19 protein-coding genes are annotated in these 20,188 nt (G+C 68.4%); 9 read left to right on the forward strand and 10 right to left on the reverse strand.

Annotated elements, in window-relative coordinates; genetic code table 11:
- Positions 1-2: 2 nt before the first annotated feature.
- From JYG37_RS24475 to JYG37_RS24495, 5 genes are read right to left on the reverse strand one after another with little or no spacing between them, the layout of a single operon-like run.
- Positions 3-1,247 (reverse strand): acyl-CoA dehydrogenase family protein, encoded by a 1,245-nt coding sequence (locus JYG37_RS24475; protein WP_209925907.1) that lies wholly within the window; start codon positions 1,245-1,247, stop codon positions 3-5.
- Between the two features lie 38 nt (positions 1,248-1,285).
- Positions 1,286-2,044, reverse strand: a complete 759-nt coding sequence (locus tag JYG37_RS24480; protein ID WP_213346611.1) for an SDR family NAD(P)-dependent oxidoreductase — start codon at positions 2,042-2,044, stop codon at positions 1,286-1,288.
- 7 nt (positions 2,045-2,051) lie between these two features.
- The gene (locus tag JYG37_RS24485) at positions 2,052-2,816 is read right to left on the reverse strand and encodes an SDR family oxidoreductase (RefSeq protein ID WP_050017141.1); all 765 of its coding nucleotides are present in this window, start codon (positions 2,814-2,816) and stop codon (positions 2,052-2,054) included.
- 50 nt (positions 2,817-2,866) lie between these two features.
- Positions 2,867-3,898: a phosphotransferase gene (locus tag JYG37_RS24490; RefSeq protein WP_050017142.1), complete on the reverse strand. Its 1,032-nt coding sequence runs from the start codon at positions 3,896-3,898 to the stop codon at positions 2,867-2,869.
- Between the two features lie 19 nt (positions 3,899-3,917).
- On the reverse strand, positions 3,918-4,592 hold the full coding sequence (locus tag JYG37_RS24495; protein ID WP_124594872.1) for a histidine phosphatase family protein: 675 nt from the start codon (positions 4,590-4,592) through the stop codon (positions 3,918-3,920).
- 172 nt (positions 4,593-4,764) lie between these two features.
- Between JYG37_RS24495 and JYG37_RS24500 the strand changes: the two genes are divergently transcribed.
- Both JYG37_RS24500 and JYG37_RS24505 read left to right on the forward strand, forming a co-directional pair.
- Positions 4,765-4,971 carry a DUF1737 domain-containing protein gene (locus tag JYG37_RS24500; RefSeq protein WP_023474879.1) on the forward strand — a complete coding sequence of 69 codons (207 nt, stop codon included), beginning with the start codon at positions 4,765-4,767 and terminating at the stop codon, positions 4,969-4,971.
- Positions 4,972-5,090: 119 nt separating this feature from the next.
- Positions 5,091-5,246, forward strand: coding sequence for a DUF3309 family protein (locus tag JYG37_RS24505; RefSeq protein ID WP_006483086.1), 156 nt, complete (start codon positions 5,091-5,093; stop codon positions 5,244-5,246).
- Positions 5,247-5,371: 125 nt separating this feature from the next.
- Here the strand turns inward: JYG37_RS24505 and JYG37_RS24510 are convergent, their stop codons facing one another.
- The 3 genes from JYG37_RS24510 to JYG37_RS24520 all read right to left on the reverse strand — a co-directional run bounded on the left by JYG37_RS24510 (position 5,372) and on the right by JYG37_RS24520 (position 7,962).
- A complete protein-coding gene (locus JYG37_RS24510; protein ID WP_176016738.1) occupies positions 5,372-5,740 on the reverse strand; it encodes a BON domain-containing protein in 369 nt (122 codons plus the stop codon).
- A 57-nt stretch (positions 5,741-5,797) separates the two neighbouring features.
- Entirely contained in the window at positions 5,798-6,787 is a 990-nt protein-coding gene (locus JYG37_RS24515) for a LysR family transcriptional regulator (protein WP_176016739.1), read from the reverse strand.
- Positions 6,788-6,924: 137 nt separating this feature from the next.
- Entirely contained in the window at positions 6,925-7,962 is a 1,038-nt protein-coding gene (locus JYG37_RS24520) for an NAD(P)H-quinone oxidoreductase (protein WP_176016767.1), read from the reverse strand.
- A gap of 194 nt (positions 7,963-8,156) precedes the next feature.
- Between JYG37_RS24520 and JYG37_RS24525 the strand changes: the two genes are divergently transcribed.
- Positions 8,157-9,029, forward strand: a complete 873-nt coding sequence (locus JYG37_RS24525; RefSeq protein ID WP_027813897.1) for a LysR family transcriptional regulator — start codon at positions 8,157-8,159, stop codon at positions 9,027-9,029.
- A gap of 16 nt (positions 9,030-9,045) precedes the next feature.
- Here the strand turns inward: JYG37_RS24525 and JYG37_RS24530 are convergent, their stop codons facing one another.
- Both JYG37_RS24530 and JYG37_RS24535 read right to left on the reverse strand, forming a co-directional pair.
- Entirely contained in the window at positions 9,046-11,811 is a 2,766-nt protein-coding gene (locus tag JYG37_RS24530; RefSeq protein WP_176016740.1) for a winged helix-turn-helix domain-containing protein, read from the reverse strand.
- Positions 11,812-12,109: 298 nt separating this feature from the next.
- Positions 12,110-13,777, reverse strand: coding sequence for a fatty acid--CoA ligase (locus JYG37_RS24535; protein ID WP_176016741.1), 1,668 nt, complete (start codon positions 13,775-13,777; stop codon positions 12,110-12,112).
- A gap of 360 nt (positions 13,778-14,137) precedes the next feature.
- Between JYG37_RS24535 and hchA the strand changes: the two genes are divergently transcribed.
- The 6 genes from hchA to JYG37_RS24565 all read left to right on the forward strand — a co-directional run bounded on the left by hchA (position 14,138) and on the right by JYG37_RS24565 (position 20,183).
- The gene (hchA, locus tag JYG37_RS24540; protein WP_011548634.1) at positions 14,138-15,019 is read left to right on the forward strand and encodes a glyoxalase III HchA; all 882 of its coding nucleotides are present in this window, start codon (positions 14,138-14,140) and stop codon (positions 15,017-15,019) included.
- Positions 15,020-15,141: 122 nt separating this feature from the next.
- On the forward strand, positions 15,142-15,879 hold the full coding sequence (locus tag JYG37_RS24545; protein ID WP_050017144.1) for a response regulator: 738 nt from the start codon (positions 15,142-15,144) through the stop codon (positions 15,877-15,879).
- Positions 15,876-16,961, forward strand: coding sequence for an ATP-binding protein (locus tag JYG37_RS24550; protein WP_089489966.1), 1,086 nt, complete (start codon positions 15,876-15,878; stop codon positions 16,959-16,961). Before JYG37_RS24545 ends, JYG37_RS24550 begins: the two co-directional genes overlap by 4 nt.
- A 198-nt stretch (positions 16,962-17,159) precedes the next feature.
- Positions 17,160-18,425, forward strand: coding sequence for an ABC transporter substrate-binding protein (locus JYG37_RS24555; RefSeq protein WP_245170284.1), 1,266 nt, complete (start codon positions 17,160-17,162; stop codon positions 18,423-18,425).
- On the forward strand, positions 18,409-19,368 hold the full coding sequence (locus JYG37_RS24560; protein ID WP_249746080.1) for a carbohydrate ABC transporter permease: 960 nt from the start codon (positions 18,409-18,411) through the stop codon (positions 19,366-19,368). Before JYG37_RS24555 ends, JYG37_RS24560 begins: the two co-directional genes overlap by 17 nt.
- The gene (locus JYG37_RS24565) at positions 19,356-20,183 is read left to right on the forward strand and encodes a carbohydrate ABC transporter permease (RefSeq protein WP_050017147.1); all 828 of its coding nucleotides are present in this window, start codon (positions 19,356-19,358) and stop codon (positions 20,181-20,183) included. The genes JYG37_RS24560 and JYG37_RS24565 overlap by 13 nt, the downstream gene beginning before the upstream one ends.
- Positions 20,184-20,188: the final 5 nt, after the last annotated feature.

Here is a 20,188-nt window from a genome sequence, read left to right on the forward strand (position 1 = left end):
GCTCAGCCGCGCGGCGGCGGCGTCAGGTACGGCGCGGTCGCACCGGGTTCGCCGCCCTTGATCTCCATCCGCGCGATCGCCTGCAGGTGCACCTCGTCCGGGCCGTCGGCGAAGCGCAGCGCGCGGCCCCAGGTCCACAGGTCGGCGAGCGGCGTATCGGGGCTCAGGCCCGCTGCGCCGAATACCTGCATCGCGCGATCGCACACGTCCGTATAAACGGTCGGCACGAGCGCCTTGATCATCGAGATCTCCTTGCGCGCGGCCTTCGCGCCGACCTTGTCGATCATCCACGCGGCCTTCAGCACCAGCAGGCGTGCCTGGTCGATCTCGATACGCGAGCGCGCGATCCATTCGCCGACGGTGCCGTGCCGGTTCAGCGGCTTGCCGAACGCGACGCGCGACTGCGCGCGGTCGACCATCAGCTCCAGCGCCAGCTCGGCCGCGCCGATCGAGCGCATGCAGTGGTGAATGCGGCCCGGCCCGAGGCGCGCCTGCGCGAGCGCGAAGCCGCTGCCTTCCTCACCGAGCAGGTTGCGCGCCGGCACGCGCACGTTGTCGAACGTGATCTCGCAGTGCCCTTCCGGCGCGTGGTGATTGACCACCGTGATGTTGCGCACGACCGTCACGCCCGGCGTGTCGCGCGGCACGAGGATCATGCTCTGCTGCTGGTGCGACTCGGCCTCGGGATCGGTCTTGCCCATCACGATGAAGATCTTGCAGTTCGGATGCGCGGCGTTCGTGATGAACCACTTGCGGCCGTTGATCACGTACTCGTCGCCCGCGCGCTCGATGCGTGTCGTGATGTTGGTCGCATCCGACGACGCGACGTCGGGCTCCGTCATCGCGAACGCCGAGCGGATTTCGCCGCGCAGCAGCGGCAGCAGCCACTGTTCGCGCTGCTCGGGCGTCGCGAACATGTGCAGCAGCTCCATGTTGCCGGTGTCCGGCGCATTGCAGTTGAACACTTCCGACGCCCAGCTCACGCGCCCCATGATTTCGGCGAGCGGCGCGTATTCGAGGTTCGTCAGGCCCATGCCGGGCTCGTCGTCCTTCAGGTGCGGCAGGAACAGGTTCCACAGCCCCTCCGCTTTCGCGCGCTCCTTCAGTTCCTCCATGAACGACACCGGATACTTGCCGGCGTGCACCTCTTCGTTCCACTGGCGGATGCGCGGCACGATGTGCGCATCCATGAATGCGCTCACGCGTTCGCGCAGTGCTTCCACTTTCGGGGTGTAGCCAAAGTCCATAATCGACTCCTCGAGATTCCGTATTCCGTTCGTTCGGTTCAGAAGGCCGAGACGCCGCCGTCAACGGCGACGGCCTGCCCGGTCAGATAAGTGTTGTCCTTCGCGCACAGCATCAGCATCGTCGCGACGATTTCGTCGGGCCGGCCGAGCCGCTTCATCGGCGAGCCCTGCGCCAGAAAATCCTGGCGCTCGCCGATCTCGCTGTCGGTAACCATCGGCGTCGTGCTGTAGAACGGGCACACCGCGTTCACGCGGATGCCGTGGCGCGCGTATTCGAGCGCGGCCGTCTTCGTGAGCCCGACCACCGCATGTTTCGACGCCGCATACGCGGCCAGCTTCGGCGCGCCGCCGAGCCCGGCCATCGACGCGACGTTCAGGATCACGCCCTCGCGCTGCGCGAGCATCTGGAGGATCTGGTGCTTCATCCCGAAGAACACGCCTTTTGCATTCACCGCGAAGCTCAGGTCGAGATCGGCTTCGTCGGTGTCGATCAGCGCCTTCATCGGCGGGGCGATGCCCGCGTTGTTGATGCCGACGTCGAGCCGCCCGAAGCGCGCGACGGCCTCATGCACCAGCGATGCGACGTCCGTTTCGACGCGCACGTCGCAGTGCCGCGCGACGACGTCAGCGCCGGCCGCGCGCAGCGGCGCGGCCACGCGTTCGAGCGCATCGCCGTTCAGGTCGCCGAGCGCGAGCCGCGCACCCATCGCGGCGAGCTCGCTCGCGAGCAGCGCGCCGAAGCCGCTCGCGGCGCCGGTGATCATCACGGCCTGGCCGGTGTAGCTGTCGAGCCTCATCGTGCGCTCAGATCGTCAGGCCGCCGTCGACGACGATGCATTCGCCGTTCGTGTAGCTCGCCGCGTCCGACACGAGATACAGCACGGTGCCGGCCATTTCGCGCGGCTCCGCGTGGCGGCGCAGCGGGATCTTCGTCATCCACGCGTCGTAGATGTCCTTGTCGGCGAACAGCGCGCCCGCGAACTTCGTCTTCGTGAGCCCCGGCAGCAACGCGTTCACGCGGATGCCGAGCGGCCCGCATTCCTTCGCGAACGCTTTCGTCATGTTGACGACGGCCGCCTTCGTGATCGAGTAGATGCCTTGCCGGTCGCCCGGCTGCAGCGCATTCACCGATGCCGTGTTGACGATCGCGCCGCCGCCGTGTGTCTTCATCAGCTTGCCGGCTTCGACCGACATGAAGAAGTAGCCGCGGATGTTCACGTCGACGGTCTTCTCGTACGCGGCGAGATCGGTATCGAGGATGTGCCCGAAATACGGGTTCGCGGCCGCGTTGTTCACGAGGATGTCGAGGCGGCCGTGCTTGCCGCGGATGTGCTCGAACGTCGCGGCGATGTCCTCCAGGCGCCCGACGTGGCACGCCAGCGCCTCGGCGCGGCCGCCCGCCGCGACGATCGCGTCGGCCACGGCCTGGCAGTCGTCGAGCTTGCGGCTCGACACGATCACGTACGCGCCCTGCTCCGCGAGCAGCTTGGCGATTTCCTCGCCGATGCCACGGCTCGCGCCCGTCACCAGCGCGATCTTGCCCGTCAGGTCGAACAGATTCGTTGCCATGTTGCTGTGCTCCTCCATTGATTGAGTTGTCGTGTCGCCGCGTGGCGATATCAGCGATGCGCGTCGATCACGCCGACGGCCAGTTCGGCCAGCCGGCCGGCCATTTCGCCGACGCGCAGCGCCTGCTCGCTCGATGCGTTGCCCTGCAACGCGCGCGCCTTCACGCCCTGCGCGATCGCCGCTAGCCGGAAGAAACTGAAGGCGAGGTAGAAATGCCAGTCGCGGATCGGCGCGATGCCGCGCAGTTCGCAGTAGCGCGCGACGATCGCCGCTTCGTCCGGAATGCCGAGTTCGGCACGATCCTGGCCCGCGAGCCCGCGCACCTGGCCGCCGGACGGTAGCCGCAGGCACATGCAGAAATACGCGAGATCGGCGAGCGGGTTGCCGAGCGTCGACAGTTCCCAGTCGAGCACGGCCTGCACGCGATAGCCGTCCCGCGCGAACATCAGGTTGTCGATCCGGAAGTCGCCGTGCACCAGCGCCGGCCGGCCCGTGTCCTCGGGGCATGCCTTCGGCAGCCAGTCGATCAGCGTCTCCATCGCGTCGAGGCGCCCGGTTTCGGCCGCGCGATACTGCTTCGTCCACACGCCGATCTGCCGCTCGAAGTAGTTGCCCGGCCGGCCGTAGTCGGCGAGGCCCACCGCGTCGACATCGACGTCGTGCAGCGCGGCCATCGTCTGCAGCAGCGCGTCGTAGCAGGTCGCGCGCTCGGCCTTCGGCAGTTCCGGCAGCGCGGGGTCCCAGAAGATCCGGCCGTCCTCGAAACTCATCACGTAGAACAGGCTGCCGATCACGTCGCGGTCAACGCAGAGGTGATACGGGTGCGCGACCGGCACCGCGGTGCCCGACAGCGCGGTGAGCACGCGGAATTCGCGGTCGACCGCGTGCGCGGATTTCAGCAGTTCGCCCGGCGGCTGGCGGCGCAGCACGTAGCGGCCGCTCTTCGCATTCAGCAGGAAAGTCGGATTCGACTGGCCGCCGGCAAACTTCTCCGTGTCGACCGGGCCTTCGAAGCCCGGCACGTGGGTTTCCAGATAGCGCGTAAGGCGGGCTACGTCGAGTTGCTGGGAAGGATTCGTCATCGTCGCGATCGTTCGTGGGTCAGCCGTAGGTGCGCAGCGCGTGTCGTTCGGGGTCCTCCAGATGCGGGATGCCGTTGAACGACGCGAGGTGGAACGCGTCGGCGTTGAAGAAAAACTGCGAAAGACTGCTGTTGCGGATCTGCAGGTTCAGCGCGATCGCGCTCGACGGCGGCGCGGCGAGCACCTGCTGCACGGTGACCGCGATCGGGCCGCCGGAACTCACCGCGAGCACGCGCTGGCCGCCGCCCTCGCGGATCGCCGCGCGCGCGTCGGCCACGCGCTGCTGGAAATGGGCCCAGGTTTCGGGGGCCGCCTCGCCGAGCTTGTCCTCGGTCCACAGCTGCAGCACCTGCCGGAGCGCGCGGAAGTGTTCCTTCATCGAGCCGGCCGAGAGCCGCGCGATCTCCGGATAGTCGCTGGCGGCTGCCGCGAACAGCCCGTGGAAATCGTATTCGTTCAGGCCCGGATGGCGATCGACCACGACGCCTTCGCGGCCCATCCCGCGCAGAATCGCGGCGACCGTTTGCGCATGGCGGTTCATCGTGCCGCAGATCACGCGATCGAACGTCAGGCCCTGCCGCGCGAAGTATTCGCCGAGCCACACGCCCTGCTGGTCGCCCGCCGCGGACAGCCGGTCGTAGTCGTCGGTGCCGAACGACGCCTGCCCATGCCGTACCAGAAAGAGTTCAGCCATTGCATGCCCGCCTGAGTGAAGGATTCAGCATAGCGAGCGGACGGCCATTTTTAAAATTTATTTGTTGAATGAGGGAGCATTCACGAGGTAAATGCCCACCCTGGTTTCGTAGATGGCGTGGGTTTGTCCGACTTATACTGCCCGATCCGCCCCCTTCACAGGAGTCCCGCCCATGTCGTCTTCCCCGCCCAACGACCTGCCCCGCTATCGCTTGCTGACGGGCAAGGACGACGCCACGTTTTGCCACCGTGTGTCGGATGCGCTGGCGCTCGGCTATCGCCTGTACGGCTCGCCCGCCGCCACTTTCAACGGCGATCACGTCGTCGTCGCCCAGGCCCTGCTCTGGCCGGACACCGCCGGCACGGAGGCCGGCGCGTAATCCCGGTCGCCCCCGCGCACCGTCCGATGCGACAGCGGCGCCCTACGGAACGATCGGCCCCCTGCGGCACGCGAATTGCGTCAGCCCACCCCGTGTCGAATAAATCCAGGAGGGATGCGATGCTCGGTACGATCCTCATCATCGTTCTGATTCTGCTGCTCATCGGAGCATTTCCTGCATGGCCGCATAGCCGAAGCTGGGGCTACTGGCCGTCGGGCACCGTCGGGCTGATCGTCGTCATTGTCGTGATACTGGTACTGCTCGGTCGCATCTGACGCCCCTGCCACCGGCGGGACGCGTCGCAGCCGGCACGGGTGCGTGCCTTCCCGAGCCTTCGCCGTGGATTCTTTACACGACGAGACCCGCAAAGACATGCACCCGATGCCGTCAACCCTACCCGTTACTGGCCACCCTCCAGGCGTAACTGGAGCTTGCTCTTCACCGACGTCACGCCCGGTACCTGGCGGGCCGCGTCCACCGCGGCCCGGTCCTGCGACTCGTCGGCGATCTTCCCGGCCAGTGTCACGTCGCCCGTCTTCGCCTTCGCGAACACGGTGACCTGCGCATTGCCCACGCCGGGCGCCCTCACGATGGCCTGCCGAACCTTCTTCGCGAATGCGCGGTCGGTCGCGCGTTCGGCCTTCTTCGCCACTCGCGGCGACGCGGCCGCCTGCTCGGCGGGCGCGGTGGGTGCGGCGGACTGCGCGTGACCGGCCAGCGGCGACAACGCAACGAAACCTGCAACGACGATTGCAAAACGGGACTTCATCGGATTCTCCTCGACAGGAACGAACGGGTACAACGGGTACGACGGATGGGCCGGCCGTCAGGCCGTGACACCGGCCACCGCACGGGCACGGGCACGCTCGCGGCCGCGCGGCGCCGCGAGCGCGTCGAGCGCGCGGGCGTCGGCTTTCAGCGCGGGCGACAACCCCAAGCGCAGATGCTCGACGAAGGTGCGGACCTTCGCGTCCACGAAGCGGCGCGACGCAAACATCGCGTACACGTCGAGCATCGTCAACCGGTAGTCCGGCAGCACGCGCACGAGCCGCCCGCTGCGCAGGTCGTCGATCGCCGAATAGATCGCCAGCGAGCCGATGCCCAGCCCCGCGCGCAGTGCGATCGACAGCGCCTCCGGCGCATTCGCATGGAACGGTGCGGCCGTGACCGCATGCGACGCGGTCTGGCCGCCGGGACCGTGCAGCAGCCATTCGTCGTTCGCTTCGGCCGGCGTATCGAGGCGCAGGCAGGTATGGCGTGCCAGGTCGGCGGGCGCGGACGGCACGCCGTGGCGGGCCAGGTAGGCCGGCGACGCGACCAGTACGCTGAACGACGTGCCGCATGAATGCGCGATGCAGGCGGAATCAGGCAGGCTCGCGGCCGTGACGACCGACACGTCGTAGCCTTCCTCGACGAGATTGGGCATCCGTTGCGAATAGGTCATCTCGATGGCGACTTCGGGAAAGCGCGCCCGATAGGCGACAGCCAACGCGGTCACATGGCTCTGCCCGAGCCCCGGCATCGTATGCACGCGCAAGCGTCCGTACGGGCGGACCAGCGCGTTCCGGGCCTCGGCATTCGCCTGGTCGACATCGCCGAGGATCGATTGCAGACGCTCGAAATAGCGGCGCCCGCTGTCGGTCAGCGCGATTTTCCGGGTGGTCCGGTTCAACAGACGAATCTGCGCATACGCCTCCAGGCTCGCGACGGCCCGCGACACCTGCGCGGTCGCGACATCGGTCTGCTTCGCCACGGCGGAGAAGCTGCCGGCCTGCACGACGCGAACGAACGTCCGCATGTTCTCGAGCATGTCCATTTCGACTCATCGTCCAGTCCGGTGCTGCATCCACGCGACGCGCCGGCGGGGCGCGGCGACGCATTCGGTGCCCCGATTGTCGGGCCATCCCCGCCGCGGCTTCAGCCCCCCGACCGGGGGGCTGAAGCGTCCTCGGATCATGTGGAATGCTTGGCGTTTGCGTCGATGGCAGCCCGAAGCGCACGATCCGCGGCCGGCGTCGCCAGCACGATCTTGCCGATATGCCGTCCCGAATCCATCAGCTCGTGCGCCGCGCGCGCGTCGCGCAAATCGAACAGCCGATAGACCTGAGGCTTGACCGTGCCTTGCCGGATCAGCGGCCACACGGCCTCCTCGAGCTCGCGAATGATCTGCGCCTTCTCCGCGTAAGTGCGCGAGCGCAGCGTCGAGCCGATGTGCGTGAGCCGCTTCGTCAGCATCGGAAACAGGTCGAGCTCCTTCGCGGGGCCATTGATCACGCCGATCTGCACGATGCGCCCGTTCATCGCGGCCGCCGCGAAATTGCGCGCGACGTAGTCGCCCGCGATGATGTCGACGATCACGTCGACGCCCTTGCCGCCCGTGAAGCGCGCGACCGCCTCGACGAAATCCTCGCTGCGATAGTCGATCGCGAGATCCGCGCCGAGCGACATGCTCGCGTCGCGCTGCGCGTCCGACCCGACGGTGGTGATGATCGTCGCCGCGCCGAACGCCTTCGCGAGCATCGTCGCCGTCGTACCGATGCCTGACGCGCCGCCGTGGATCAGCACGCTTTCACCGGGGGAAAACCGGCCGCGCTGGAACAGGTTCAGCCAGACCGTCATGAAGGTCTCCGGCAGCGCCGCTGCCTCGGCCATCCCGAGGCCGTCGGGAATCGCGAGCGTGTTGCTCTCGTTCGCCACCGCGTATTCCGCATAGCCGCCGCCGGGAATCAGCGCGCAGACGCGATCGCCGACGGCGAACCGCGTGACGTCGCGGCCGACCGCGACGACCTCGCCGGCGATCTCGAGGCCGGGAATGTCGGACGCGCCGGGCGGCGGATCGTACAGCCCCTTGCGCTGGAATACGTCCGGGCCGTTGACGCCGGCCGCGTGAATCCGGATCAGCACGTCGCCGGGGCCCGGCACCGGTACGGCGCGGGTCGCCGGCACGAGCACGTCGGGGCCGCCGGGCCGCACGATTTCGATCGCGGTCATGTGGGTGGGCAGGGGGTTCGCGTCATCAATCACGATATGATCCTCAACGTTCGTCGATGCGCGGCCGATTCGCAGGCCATCCCCGAATCGCGGCATCGCCATGTAGGTGAAGCCAGTCTATGGGCGATGCCGCGCGCGGGCACGCAGCGAATTACCGGTCGGGGAATGCAAAAATGCATCAGTCGGGACACACGATGAACTGGGACGACGCGCGCGTCTTTCTCGCGATCCATCGCGAACGCACGCTGCGCCGCGCGGCGCAGACGCTCGGCGTCGATCAGGCGACGGTCGGGCGGCGGCTCGCGACGCTCGAGCACATGCTCGGCGCGACGCTGTTCCTGCGTTCGTCGAAAGGCTATCTGCCCACGCCGGTCGGCGAACTGGCGCTGCGCGCCGCCGAGGCGATGGAGCAGCATGCGCACGAGCTGGTGCGGCTGACGCAGGGGGTCGACCGGCGGCTCGCCGGAGAGGTGAAGATCACGACGACCGACGCGCTCGCGATCGAGTTCGTGATGCCGTCGATCGCACGGCTGCACGCGAAACATCCCGACGTCTCCGTCGCGCTGAACACGTCGACCCACATCCTGAATCTCGCCAAACGCGAAGCCGATATCGCCATCCGCACGGTGCGGCCCGAGAACCCCGATCTGGTCGCGCGCCGGCTGGCGTGCTGGGACATGGGCCTGTTCGCGTCGCCCGACTATCTGCACCGGCACGGCGAGCCCGAGCGCGGCCGCGCGTTCGCGGGCCACGACCTCGCCGTCTACCAGCCGTACATCGACGCCAGCCGCAAGCCGACCCTCGCCGGCGAACCGATCGACGGTGGCCGCATCGTCACACGGACGAACTCGAACCTGATGCTGCGTGCGGCGCTGCGTGCGGGCCTCGGCGTCGGCGAGATTCCGGTTCACATGGGCGAGCGCGACGGGCTCGCGCGGATCTGGCCGGACCGCATGCGGGCGTCGCCGTACGAGGTCTGGCTCGTCACGCACCGCGACCTGCGCCACACCGCGCGCATCCGTGCGGCGATCGACGAGATCGTGGCCGCGTTCGCCGCGCACCGCTGACGCGGGCGGCAGCGCGTCATTCGTCGTCGCGCCGCACTCGTGACGGATCGAGCGCCAGCCCGCTGCGCACCGCCTGGATGCGCGACGTCACGTTGAGCTTCTCAAAGATGTTCTTCAGGTGCCACTTGATCGTCTCCGGCGCGACGCGCAGCGCGCGGGCGATTTCCTTGTTCGACAGGCCACGCGCGACGTAGTCGAGGATCTCGAGCTCCCGCGCGCTGAGGTTGCCGGTCGCACCCGGCCGCGTGGCCGGTGCCCCGCCCGACGCCCGCTGCGCGTCGAACGCACGGGCCAGGTCGCGCAGATACCACGCGCCCACTGCCGGAAAGCGGTCGGCACGCTTCTGCATGCGCGCCAGCAAGCGCTCGGCCGCCGCGCCTTCGTCGACGAAGGTACGGACGAGTCCGTTGCCCTGGCCGTATTCGAGCGCACGCGCGAACGCCGCGAGCGCCGCGCTCTCGTCGCCCGCGTGGTCGAGCGCGATCGCATGCAACACGGCGGCCTGCGCCGCGAACCAGTCGAACCCGCGCGCGGCCAGCACCGCGTGCACGGTCGCCATGCGCTGCGCGGCTTCGTTCGCGCGTGCATCGGCGAGCAGCAGCCTTGCCTGCGCGGATTGCGCCATCTGCCACGTCTCGACGTGGCTCGACGCTTCGTCCGGCGGCACGGGCGACACCAGCGACGCCAGCGCGCGCCCCACACGGTGGGCTTGCGTCGGCTGGCCAGCGTCCAGATGCAGCCGGATACCGGTCGCCATGCACGCGACGCGCAGCCGCAGCCATTGCCGGCTGCACGCGATGCGATCGGCTTCGTCGAGCATGTCGTGCGCAACCGCGTCGTTCCCCGACCGGAATTGCAGCAGGGCGGCGGTCTGCATGAACCTCAGCAACGGCCCGAGCGAACAGGCCTGCATCGCGATGTCGAAGCGGTCGGCCTGCGCGTCGCGCACCTTCGCCCAGTCGTTCCATTCGTAGTAGATCGCCGACAGATAGCCGGCCGACAGCGCCGTCGCCGCCGACAGGCGACCCGCCGAGCGTTCGGCGGCGCGCAACGCCGTCTCGAACGTCTTCGACGCGTCGTGCAGCCGTCCGGCGACGAACTCGGCCAGGCCCGACATGTTCTGGCGGTACACGTTCGCGTAAAGCGGCTCGTGCCCCGACGCCGCGTGTTCCGCGCGCGCGCCGAGATCCCGCACGTCGCCGAGGCGGCCCGCGTAGCCGAGCCCGAAGATCAGCGTCGTCTGCCCGATCTGCTCGACCCACGAACCGGCCGGCGGCGCGGCCGCGAGCACGCGCTCGCCGAGCTGCAGCGATTCGATGCTGTGATCCGACAGCCCGGCGATCAGCGAGCGGACGGCCAGCAGTTCGGTCGCCGTAACCGTGTCGGTATCGAGCCGCCCGGCCGCGATGTCGGCTTCCAGCGCTTCCAGCGCACGGCGCGCATCGACAATCTGCATCGACAGCGCGAGCGCCCACGTATGCGCGATCCGCAACCGCAGGCGGCCCGTCAGCGCCTGCGCGGGCAGGCGCGACACCCAGTCGAGCACGGTACGCACGTCGCTCGACGCGATGAGCTTCATCGCGCACGCCTCGACCCAGCTGGCGGCCGCATCGAAGTCGCCGGCCGCGAGCGCGTGCCTGACGGCGTCCGGCCATTGCCGCTCGGCCGCATACCACGCGCTCGCACGGCGATGCAGCGTGGCCACCGCGCCGGGCTCGCGCAGCGCCAGCTCCTCCCGCAGGTATTGCAGGAACAGCGCGTGATAGCGGTAGCGCCGGCGGTCGCCGTCGATCGACCGGATGAAGAGGTTGTGCGCGGTTAGCCATTCGAGGCAGTCGAGCGCATCGTCGCGGCCGGTCAGCGCATCGCACAGCGCCGGCGTCATCCGGTCGAGCACCGCCGTATGCAGCAGGAAGTGGCGGATCGCGTCCGGCACCTGCGTCATCACGTTCTCGTTCAGGTACGCGGCGATGCCGGCACGCGCGTGGCTGACCTGCTCGGCCACGCGCGCCGCGTCGCTGTCGTCGTGCAGCGCCAGGGCCGCCAGTTGCAGGCCCGACACCCAGCCTTCGGTCGCCGCGCGCAGACGCCCGACGTTGTCCGCATTGAGCGGCTTGCCGGCCACCCGCTCGAAGAACGCGCGCGTCTCCGCGTCGTCGAAACGCAGGTCGTTCTCGTCCACCCGCACGAGTTCGTCGCGCGATTCGAAATAGCTGAGCGGCAACGCGGGCGCCGAGCGGCACGACAGCACGACATGCAGGTTCGACGGCGCGTAGCGCAGCAGATCGAACATCGCGTCGTGGATGACCGGCGACGCGAGGCGATCGAAGTCGTCGAGCATCAGGAACAGTTCGACGCCCGCGCTGTCCAGTTCGTTGAGCAGTTCGTCGAATACGGTCTTCAGCGGAATCAGCGCGCGATCGCGCAACAACTGCTGCGCGCGGGCGCCGACACCGCCGGTCGTGTCGGCGATCGCGGCGACCACGTAGGACGCGAAGATCGACGCGTTGTCGTCGTCCTGGTCGAGACTCACCCACGCGACCTTCACGCCCGACGCCACCAGCGCATGGCGCCACTCGGCCAGCAGCGTGGTCTTGCCGTAACCGGCCGGCGCGCTCACGAGCGTCAGCCGGCGGTCGAGGCCGCGCCTGAGCCGGCCGAGCCGCGCGATGCGCGCCACGATGCCGCGGGCCGACGCCGGCGCCAGCTTGGTGCGCACCAGCACTTCGATCGCATCGGGGTCCGGCGGGCGAACCGGTTGTCTGCTGTCCATCGGCGCCATGCTGTTCGTGTTCTCCTCGCGCTGATCGCGTGTCCGCCGGCCCGCCGGCCCGCCGGCGAAGCCGCCGACCGGGCCCGGTCTCGCCGTGCGCCGAAAACAGCATAACGATTCGACGCCGGCCGTCAAAAGTAGGTGATGTCCGTACCGGCGTGGGCGCGCACAGCGCGTATCGGTCCGCGACACGGGACCCGCATTGTTCTCGAACCGGCGCGCGATGTTCAGCCCCCCATTCGGGGGGTTACCCCGGGCGGGGAGCCGCGTGGCCCTGGCCCTCGGCGTCTGGGCTGCCGGGCACTCGTCAGTCGGGCTGGTAGCGCTCGCGCAACGCGCGCTTGTTGATCTTCCCGACGCTCGTCTTCTCGATCGCGTCGACGATCAGCAGCCGTTCCGGCACCGCATAGCGCGAGATCAGCCCGCGGTCGGCCACTTGCTTCACATGCGCTTTCAATTCCTCCGGCTCGACGCGGCCAGCCTGTTCGTCGGTCAGCACGACTAGCGCGAGCGGACGCTCGCCCCAGCGTGCATCCTTCACGCCGATCACCGCCGATTCGCGCACGGCCGGATGACGCGACAGGATGCTCTCGAGTTCGAGCGACGAGACCCATTCGCCGCCCGTCTTGATCACGTCCTTGATGCGGTCGGTGATCTGCAGCCGGCCGTCGGGATCGATCACGCCGATGTCGTTCGTATGCAGATAGCCGCCGGCCCACAGCGCCGCCGACGCCGACGCATCGCCGAGATAGCCTTGCGTCGCCCACGGCATCCGCACGACGACCTCGCCCGCCGACCGGCCGTCGTGCGGCACGTCGCGAAACTGCGCATCGACGATGCGCAGGTCGACGAGCGGCAACGGCAGCCCCGCCTTGGTCCGGCGCGCGATGTCGTCGTCGGCCGATGCGCCGCCGGCCGCGCGCGGCGGGTCGATCTGCGCGATGGTCATCAGCGGGCAGGTTTCCGACATCCCGTACCCGGTGTAGACCTCGATCCCGCACGCGAGCGCCGCCCGCGCCAGGCCGTCGGACAGCGGCGAGCCGCCGACGATCACCTTCCACGCCGACAGGTCGGCCGCCGCCGACGCCGGGCTGTCGAGAATCATCGCGAGCAGCGTCGGCACGCAATGCGAGAACGTCACCGCTTCGCGCGCAATCAGCGCGACCAATCCGTCCGGCGAATAACGGCCCGGATAGACCTGCTTGAGCCCGAGCGCGGTCGCGATGTACGGCATTCCCCATGCGTGCACATGGAACATCGGCGTGATCGGCATGTAGACGTCGTCGCGATGCACGCGGCCGCGATCGCGCGCGCTCGACAACGCCGCCATGCCCGCGAGCGTGTGCAGCACGAGCTGCCGATGGGTGAACGCCACCGCCTTCGGCAGGCCGGTGGTGCCGGTCGTGTAGAACGTCGTCGCGAGGGTCTGCTCGTCGAAATCGGGGAACGCGAAATCGGGCGAACCGGCCGCGACGAGCGCCTCGTATTCGTCGGTGAAACCGTCCGGCAAACCGGCTTCGTCACCGTCGGCGATCAGCACGACGTGCCGCACGGTGTCGAGCCGGTCGCGCATGCCCGCCCACAACGGCAGGAAGTCGCGGTGAACCAGCACGATGCATGCGCCCGAATGGTTGAGCGTATACAGCAACTGGTCGGGCGACAGCCGGACATTGGCGGTCATCAGCACCGCACCCATCATCGGAATCGCGTGGTAGCACTCCAGGTAGCGATGGCTGTCCCAGTCCAGCACGGCGACGACGTCGCCCGCGCCGACACCGATCGACGACAGTCCGCTCGCGAGTTGCCCGATGCGATGCCGGAACGTCCAGTAATCGTGCCGAACCCGGTCGCCGTACACGATCTCCTGCTCGGGCCGCGTCGCCAGCGGCGCATGAAGCAACTGCTTGATCAGCAGCGGATACGCATGGCCGGACGGCGCCGGTTCGTCTTGCGGGTACGGGTATGACGAATGCATGAAAGTCTCCATGGGCGACTGGTCGGGTCGTCGAGCGTGCGGCCACGATACCGGACCGGCCGGCTTTCGCGTCCCCCCTGTCCGGGGGGAGCGAGTCTCTGTCGAAAGCGGCGGCGAGCCGTCCGGACGCGTATCACGGCGATGGGTACGGGATACCCACCCGTTCGGGGAGGCGTTCGCCGCGGAACGGCGTTGTAGGATTCATCGCAACACGCATCGTCCCTGCGAGATACCCGTCCGCACGACCGGGACATGACCGGAACGCCAGGTCGCCGCCGCGGAATCGCCGCGACGACTCACGCAGACGCCCACCGGCCACGCCCGCCCCATCCGAACCCATCCCCCGAGCAAGGAGCAGCCATGACTTCCGACACGACGCAGACGGACCGCACGCCCGCCGCCGACCCGGCGGAGAACAACGCGTATTTCCCGTCGCCGTATTCGCTGTCGCAGTACACGTCGTCGAAGACCGACTTCGACGGCGCCGATTACCCGAATCCGTACACCGGCGGCAAGTGGAAGGTCCTGATGATCGCGACCGACGAGCGCTACATCCTGATGACGAACGGCAAGATGTTCTCGACCGGCAACCATCCGGTCGAGATGCTGCTGCCGATGCACCACATGGACAAGGCCGGCTTCGAGATCGACATCGCGACGCTGTCGGGCAATCCGGCCAAGCTCGAACTCTGGGCGATGCCGAGCGATGACGAGGCCGTGCAGAGCACCTACCGCAAGTACCTGCCGAAGCTGAAGACGCCGCTCAAGCTGTCCGACGTGCTCGACCAGCATCCCGGCGCCGATTCGCCGTATATCGCGGTGTTCATTCCCGGCGGCCACGGCGTGCTTGCCGGCATTCCGCACAGCAAGGACGTCAAGCGCACGCTGCGCTGGGCGCTCGACCAGGACCGGCACATCATCACGCTGTGTCACGGGCCCGCATGCCTGCTGTCGGCCGCCGTCGACGAAGATCCTGAGGACTACCCGTTCAAGGACTACGAGCTCTGCGTGTTTCCGGATGCGCTCGACACGGGGCCGAATCTCGACATCGGCTACATGCCGGGCCCGCTGCCGTGGCTCGTCGCGCAGAGCCTCGAAAAGCTCGGCGCGCGCGTGCTGAACAAGGACATGACCGGCCGCTGCCATCAGGACCGCAAACTGATCACGGGCGACAGCCCGCTCGCGTCGAACGGCATCGGCAAGCTCGCGGCCGCCGCGCTGCTGAAGGAAGTCGGGCACTGACGGTACGCGCCGCCCTGGCGCGGCGTCTCGCCGGGGCGTGGCCGCCCGTCTCCATTCGACCGCCAGAGCCGTACGGTAGTATGGCGATTCGATGGAACCCCGCTGAATCCGAACGAGTGGCCATGCCCGAATTTCCCTCATCTCCCGGCGCCGGCCAAGGCGCGCAAGCGCTCATCCTCATCGCCGAGGACGAACCCGAGATCGCCGAGATCCTGACCGCCTATTTCGCGCGCAACGGCCTGCGCACCGTGCACGCCGCCGACGGCCGCCGCGCGCTCGAACTCCACCTGTCGCTGAAGCCGGACCTCGTGTTGCTCGACGTGCAGATGCCGCACGTCGACGGCTGGAAGGTGCTCGCCGAGATCCGCCACCGCGGCGACACGCCCGTCATCATGCTGACCGCGCTCGACCAGGACATCGACAAGCTGACCGGGCTGCGCATCGGCGCCGACGACTACGTGGTCAAGCCGTTCAACCCCGCCGAAGTCGTCGCGCGCGCGCAGGCGGTGCTGCGCCGGTCGATGGCCGGCTCGCGCCAGGAAGAGCAGCGCGTGCTGCGCGCCGCGCCGTTCGAGATCGATCTCGAGCACCACGAAGCGACGGTCGAAGTCGACGGCGCGCGCCACACGCTCGTGCTGACGCTCACCGAATTCAAGCTGCTCGCGCAACTCGCGCGCGCGCCGCGCCGCGTGTTCAGCCGCGCCGAGCTGATGGCGACCTGCCTGCCGGAAGGCGATGCGCTGGAGCGCACGGTCGACAGCCACGTCAGCAAGCTGCGCAAGAAACTCGACGATCTCGGCGTCGCGGGCGTGCCGGCCAGCGTGCGCGGCGTCGGCTACAAACTGTGGAGCGGCGAGTGAGACTAGACGGCCTGAGCCGCCAGATCGCGCTGACGATGGGCGCGATCGCCTTCGGCGTCACGGTGCTGATCGTCGTGACGGCCTACGCGTTCTACTACCTGCTGTACCAGTACTCGCCGGAGTCGTTCAAGCCGGAAAGCTGGCTCCCGAGCGGGCCGGAGTGGGTGTGGATCACCTCGACCACACTGGTCGGCCTGCTGATCGCGGTCATCGTCGCGATCAACCTGTCGCGCCGCATCCTCGTGCCGCTGAATTCGGTGACGGACAGCATCCGCCGCGTCGCGCGCGGCGATCTCGGCGCGCGCGCGGTCGCCGGCGACCGTTCGTTGAAGGAGGCAGCGCTCCTCGCCGACAACTTCAACGCGCTCGCGAGCGAGCTGCAGCGCGTGACCGACGAGCAAACCTTCTGGAACGCGGCGATCGCGCACGAACTGCGCACGCCGGTGACCGTGCTGCGCGGCCGCTTGCAGGGGCTCGCCGAAGGCGTGTTCACGCCGAGCGACGCGCTGTACCGCAGCCTGCTCGCACAGGTCGAAGGGCTGACGCGTCTGATCGAGGATCTGCGCGTGGTCAGCCTCGCCGACAGCGGCCACCTGAGCATCGAGATCCGCGACACCGATCTCGCCGCCGACGTGCGCGCGGTGGTCGACGTGTTCGCGCACGCGCTGCAGGCCGCCGGCCAGCATCCGGAACTCGATCTCGACCCGCGGCGCATGCGCTGCGACCCGGTCCGCATCCGCCAGGCGTTGCTCGCACTGCTGGAGAACGCGCGCCGCCATGCGGCGCCCGGCGCGATCCGGATCCAGACGCGCATCGAAGACGGCATGTGCCGGCTGCGCGTCGAGGACGACGGCCCCGGCATCCCGGCCGAGTTCGCGCCGCACGTGTTCCAGGCGTTCCGGCGCGTCGACGAGTCGCAACCCGGCGGCACCGGCCTCGGGCTCGCCGTCGTCGCGGCGATCGCGCATGCCCATCGCGGCGAAGCGCTGTGCCTGCCGACCGGCGCGGGCGGCACGCGGTTCGAGGTGCAGTGGCCCGACGATCTCGTGCCGACGCCCGAAGGCGAGCGCTTCGCGGCGTAACGCGCGAGCCTCGCCGCTGACGCGCGCGGTTTGCGCCCGACCACCACATTTTGTGCATCGCACGACCAACCCTGAGCAAAAAGTATCGGTTCCCGAACTCTTTTGATGTGGTGATCGCCTCGCCCGCGTCACACCATTGTTCCTGCCGCCATCGGTGGCATTCGAACAAGCAGAATCAAGGAGACACGGGTGAACAAGATGCGAATCGTCGCAGCCGGCGTGCTGCTCGGCGCCTGTCTGCCGGGCATCGTGGCCGCGCAAACCTGCAAAGTGCCGACCCTTCGGGTGCTCGCGCAGAAGAGCCTCGGCCTGTCGGTAATGGAAAAGTCGCTGGCCGACTACGAAAAGAAGAACGGCACGAAGGTCGAGATCAGCTATTTCGGCGAGAACGACCGCCGCGCGAAATCGCGGCTCGACGCGTCGACTGGCGCGGGTTCCTACCAGATCTACTACGTCGACGAGGCGAACGTCGCCGAATTCGCGTCGGCCAACTGGATCGTGCCGCTCCTCAAGTACTACCCGAAGGACTACGACTACGACGACTTCCTGCCCGGCCGCCGCGCGGTCGCGAGCTACAACGGCGTCGCGTACTTCGCGCCGCTGATCGGCGGCGGCGACTTCCTGTTCTATCGCCGTGACCTGCTCGACGCCGCGCACATTCCGGTGCCGAAGACGCTCGACCAGCTCGTCGCCGCGATCAAGCAGCTCAACGCGCCGCCGAAGCTGTACGGCTGGGTCGCGCGCGGCCAGCGCGGCTCGGGGATGAACGTGTGGCGCTGGTCGCCGTTCATGCTCGGCATGGGTGGCACATGGACCGACAAGGGCGGCCAGCCCGCGTTCAATTCGCCGGGCGCGGTGAAGGCCACGCAGCTCTACAGCGACCTGTTCAAGTACGCGCCGCCGGGTTCGGCGACCTACGACTGGAGCAACGCGCTCGAAGCGTTTCGCTCGGGCAAGGTCGCGTTCATGATCGAATCGACGCCGTTCGCGGACTGGATGGAGGATACGAGCAAGTCGAGCGTGGCCGGCAAGGTCGGCTACACGCGGCCGCCCGCACCGCTGCCGTCGGCCGCGTATGGCCACGGCTTCGCGATCTCGGCGGTCGGCGCGAAGGACGACTGCACGCGGATGGCCGCCGGCCGCTTCATCGCATGGGCGACCAGCAAGGATCAGGAACAGGCGCGGCTACGCAACGGCGTGTTCAGCGACTACAACCGCTCGAGCACGATCGGCAGCCCGTACTTCAAGCAGCACGTCGCGCCGCAGATCCAGGCCGGCCTGAACGACACGAATCCCGTCACGCAGGTGACGATCTGGCGTACGCCGCAGTGGCCGGATATCGGCGACAACCTCGGCATCGCGCTCGAACAGGTGTTCACCGGCACGCAGACGGATATCCGCGGCACACTCGACGACGCGGACCAGTACGCGAAGGACGCGCTCGAACATGGCGCTCGCAAATGACGGCGCCGGCGGACGCGCGCTCGGCGTCCGCCCGGCCTCTCCCGCACCGTCGACCCGGCGCGGCCGCGCGCGCCGCGACCGCACGAGCCTGCCGTGGGTGTTCCTCGCGCCGACGCTCGCGCTGCTCGCGGTCCTGAGCCTCGTCCCGACGATCGCCGCGATCAACCTCGCGCTGCGCAACCGCGTGCTGCGCTACCCGGACAGCGAATTCGTCGGCCTGCGCAACTTCGTGCGGCTCGCGTCGGACCGGCGCTTCCTGAACGCGATCGAGGTGTCGGTGCTGTGGGAAGTCGTCACGGTCGCGGGCGCGGTGCTGGTCGGGATCGCGCTCGCGGTGTTCCTGTTCGAGCGCGTGCACGGCCGCTGGCGCCGCTTCGCGTCGCTGGTGCTGATCATGCCGGTGCTGCTGCCGCGCGTGTCGGCCGCGTTCATCTGGAAGTTCATGTATGCGCCGCTCACCGGCATCCTGAGCTGGCTGCTCGGCGCGCTCGGCGTCGAACACACCGCGTTTCTCGCCGATCCGCATCTCGCGCTATACGCGGTCGCGCTCGTCGACGTGTGGCAGTGGGGGTTGTTCTTCGCGGTCGTGATCCTGAAGCTGCTGGAGACGCTGCCGCCCGAGCCGCTCGAAGCCGCGCGGCTCGACTACGCGACGACGTGGCAGGTGCATGCGTACATCGCGCTGCCGATGCTGAAGGCGCCGCTCGTGAGCCTCGTGTTCATCAAGATGGTCGAGTCGCTGCGCTCGTTCGACCTGATCTACGTGATGACGAAGGGCGGCCCGGGCATCGCGACCGAAACGCTCGATCTCTACGCGTACCAGCAGGGCATCGGCCTCGCCGGCAAGGTGTCGTATGCGTCGGGCATGGCCGTGCTGATGATGATCGCGACCACGCTCGTGTTCACGCTCATCTGGAAGAGGGTCAACAAATGGGACGACTGATGGCCCGGCGCGGTGCCGCCGCCGTTTCCACCGTCGCGATCGCCGGCGCGATCCTGCTCGTCGCCGCGTTCCCGCTGTTCTGGGCCGTGCTCAATTCGCTCAAGCACCTGCTCGACATCGTCACGCCCGTGCCGCGCTTCTTCTTCACGCCGACACTCGCAAACTACGAGCAGGTGCTGTCGAGCCCCGAGGTGCTGATCGGGCTCGGCAACAGCATCGCGATCGTCGGCGCGGCCGTGCTGATCGGCGCGGTGCTCGGCGTGCCGGCCGCGTATGCGATCGCGCGCTATCCGGTGCGCGGCAAGCGCGACATCCAGTTCTTCCTGCTGTCGCTGCGCTTCCTGCCGCCCGTCGCGGTCGCGCTGCCGCTGATCGCGATCTGGGTCGATCTCGGGCTGTACGACACGAAGCTGTCGATGATCGTCACGTACCTGCTCGTCACGCTGTCGACCATCACGTGGCTATCGATTCCCGTGTTCCGCCGGCTGCCGCGCGAGATCGAGGAAGCCGCCGCGCTCGACGGCTACGGCCCGTACGCGGTGTTCTGGCACATCGCGCTGCCGGTGTGCGCGAGCACGCTGCTCGGCGGCATCGTGTTCAGCTTCGTGCTGGTGTGGAACGAACTGATGATCGCGCTCGCGCTCACGTCGTCGCGCAGCGCGACGCTGCCGGTGGTCGCGTCCGCGTTCACGTCGCTCGGGCAGGAAGTACCGTGGGGCGTGATCAACGCGTCGACGGTACTGCTCGCGCTGCCGCCGCTCGTCTTCGTCGGCATGCTGAGCCGGCTGCTCAATTCGATCGTCAAGGGAAAATAAGGAGA

The sequence above is a fragment of the Burkholderia sp. LAS2 genome (assembly GCF_018417615.1).
Taxonomy (GTDB): domain Bacteria; phylum Pseudomonadota; class Gammaproteobacteria; order Burkholderiales; family Burkholderiaceae; genus Burkholderia; species Burkholderia sola.

What these genes read in the sequence shown, in the direction of transcription:
- JYG37_RS24475 (WP_209925907.1), bottom strand. Translation starts at nt 1,247, where the DNA reads ATGGACTTTGGCTACACCCCGAAAGTGGAAGCACTGCGCGAACGCGTG.
- JYG37_RS24480 (WP_213346611.1), bottom strand. Translation starts at nt 2,044, where the DNA reads ATGAGGCTCGACAGCTACACCGGCCAGGCCGTGATGATCACCGGCGCC.
- JYG37_RS24485 (WP_050017141.1), bottom strand. Translation starts at nt 2,816, where the DNA reads ATGGCAACGAATCTGTTCGACCTGACGGGCAAGATCGCGCTGGTGACG.
- JYG37_RS24490 (WP_050017142.1), bottom strand. Translation starts at nt 3,898, where the DNA reads ATGACGAATCCTTCCCAGCAACTCGACGTAGCCCGCCTTACGCGCTAT.
- JYG37_RS24495 (WP_124594872.1), bottom strand. Translation starts at nt 4,592, where the DNA reads ATGGCTGAACTCTTTCTGGTACGGCATGGGCAGGCGTCGTTCGGCACC.
- JYG37_RS24500 (WP_023474879.1), top strand. Translation starts at nt 4,765, where the DNA reads ATGTCGTCTTCCCCGCCCAACGACCTGCCCCGCTATCGCTTGCTGACG.
- JYG37_RS24505 (WP_006483086.1), top strand. Translation starts at nt 5,091, where the DNA reads ATGCTCGGTACGATCCTCATCATCGTTCTGATTCTGCTGCTCATCGGA.
- JYG37_RS24510 (WP_176016738.1), bottom strand. Translation starts at nt 5,740, where the DNA reads ATGAAGTCCCGTTTTGCAATCGTCGTTGCAGGTTTCGTTGCGTTGTCG.
- JYG37_RS24515 (WP_176016739.1), bottom strand. Translation starts at nt 6,787, where the DNA reads ATGGACATGCTCGAGAACATGCGGACGTTCGTTCGCGTCGTGCAGGCC.
- JYG37_RS24520 (WP_176016767.1), bottom strand. Translation starts at nt 7,962, where the DNA reads ATGACCGCGATCGAAATCGTGCGGCCCGGCGGCCCCGACGTGCTCGTG.
- JYG37_RS24525 (WP_027813897.1), top strand. Translation starts at nt 8,157, where the DNA reads ATGAACTGGGACGACGCGCGCGTCTTTCTCGCGATCCATCGCGAACGC.
- JYG37_RS24530 (WP_176016740.1), bottom strand. Translation starts at nt 11,811, where the DNA reads ATGGCGCCGATGGACAGCAGACAACCGGTTCGCCCGCCGGACCCCGAT.
- JYG37_RS24535 (WP_176016741.1), bottom strand. Translation starts at nt 13,777, where the DNA reads ATGCATTCGTCATACCCGTACCCGCAAGACGAACCGGCGCCGTCCGGC.
- hchA (WP_011548634.1), top strand. Translation starts at nt 14,138, where the DNA reads ATGACTTCCGACACGACGCAGACGGACCGCACGCCCGCCGCCGACCCG.
- JYG37_RS24545 (WP_050017144.1), top strand. Translation starts at nt 15,142, where the DNA reads ATGCCCGAATTTCCCTCATCTCCCGGCGCCGGCCAAGGCGCGCAAGCG.
- JYG37_RS24555 (WP_245170284.1), top strand. Translation starts at nt 17,160, where the DNA reads ATGCGAATCGTCGCAGCCGGCGTGCTGCTCGGCGCCTGTCTGCCGGGC.
- JYG37_RS24560 (WP_249746080.1), top strand. Translation starts at nt 18,409, where the DNA reads ATGGCGCTCGCAAATGACGGCGCCGGCGGACGCGCGCTCGGCGTCCGC.
- JYG37_RS24565 (WP_050017147.1), top strand. Translation starts at nt 19,356, where the DNA reads ATGGGACGACTGATGGCCCGGCGCGGTGCCGCCGCCGTTTCCACCGTC.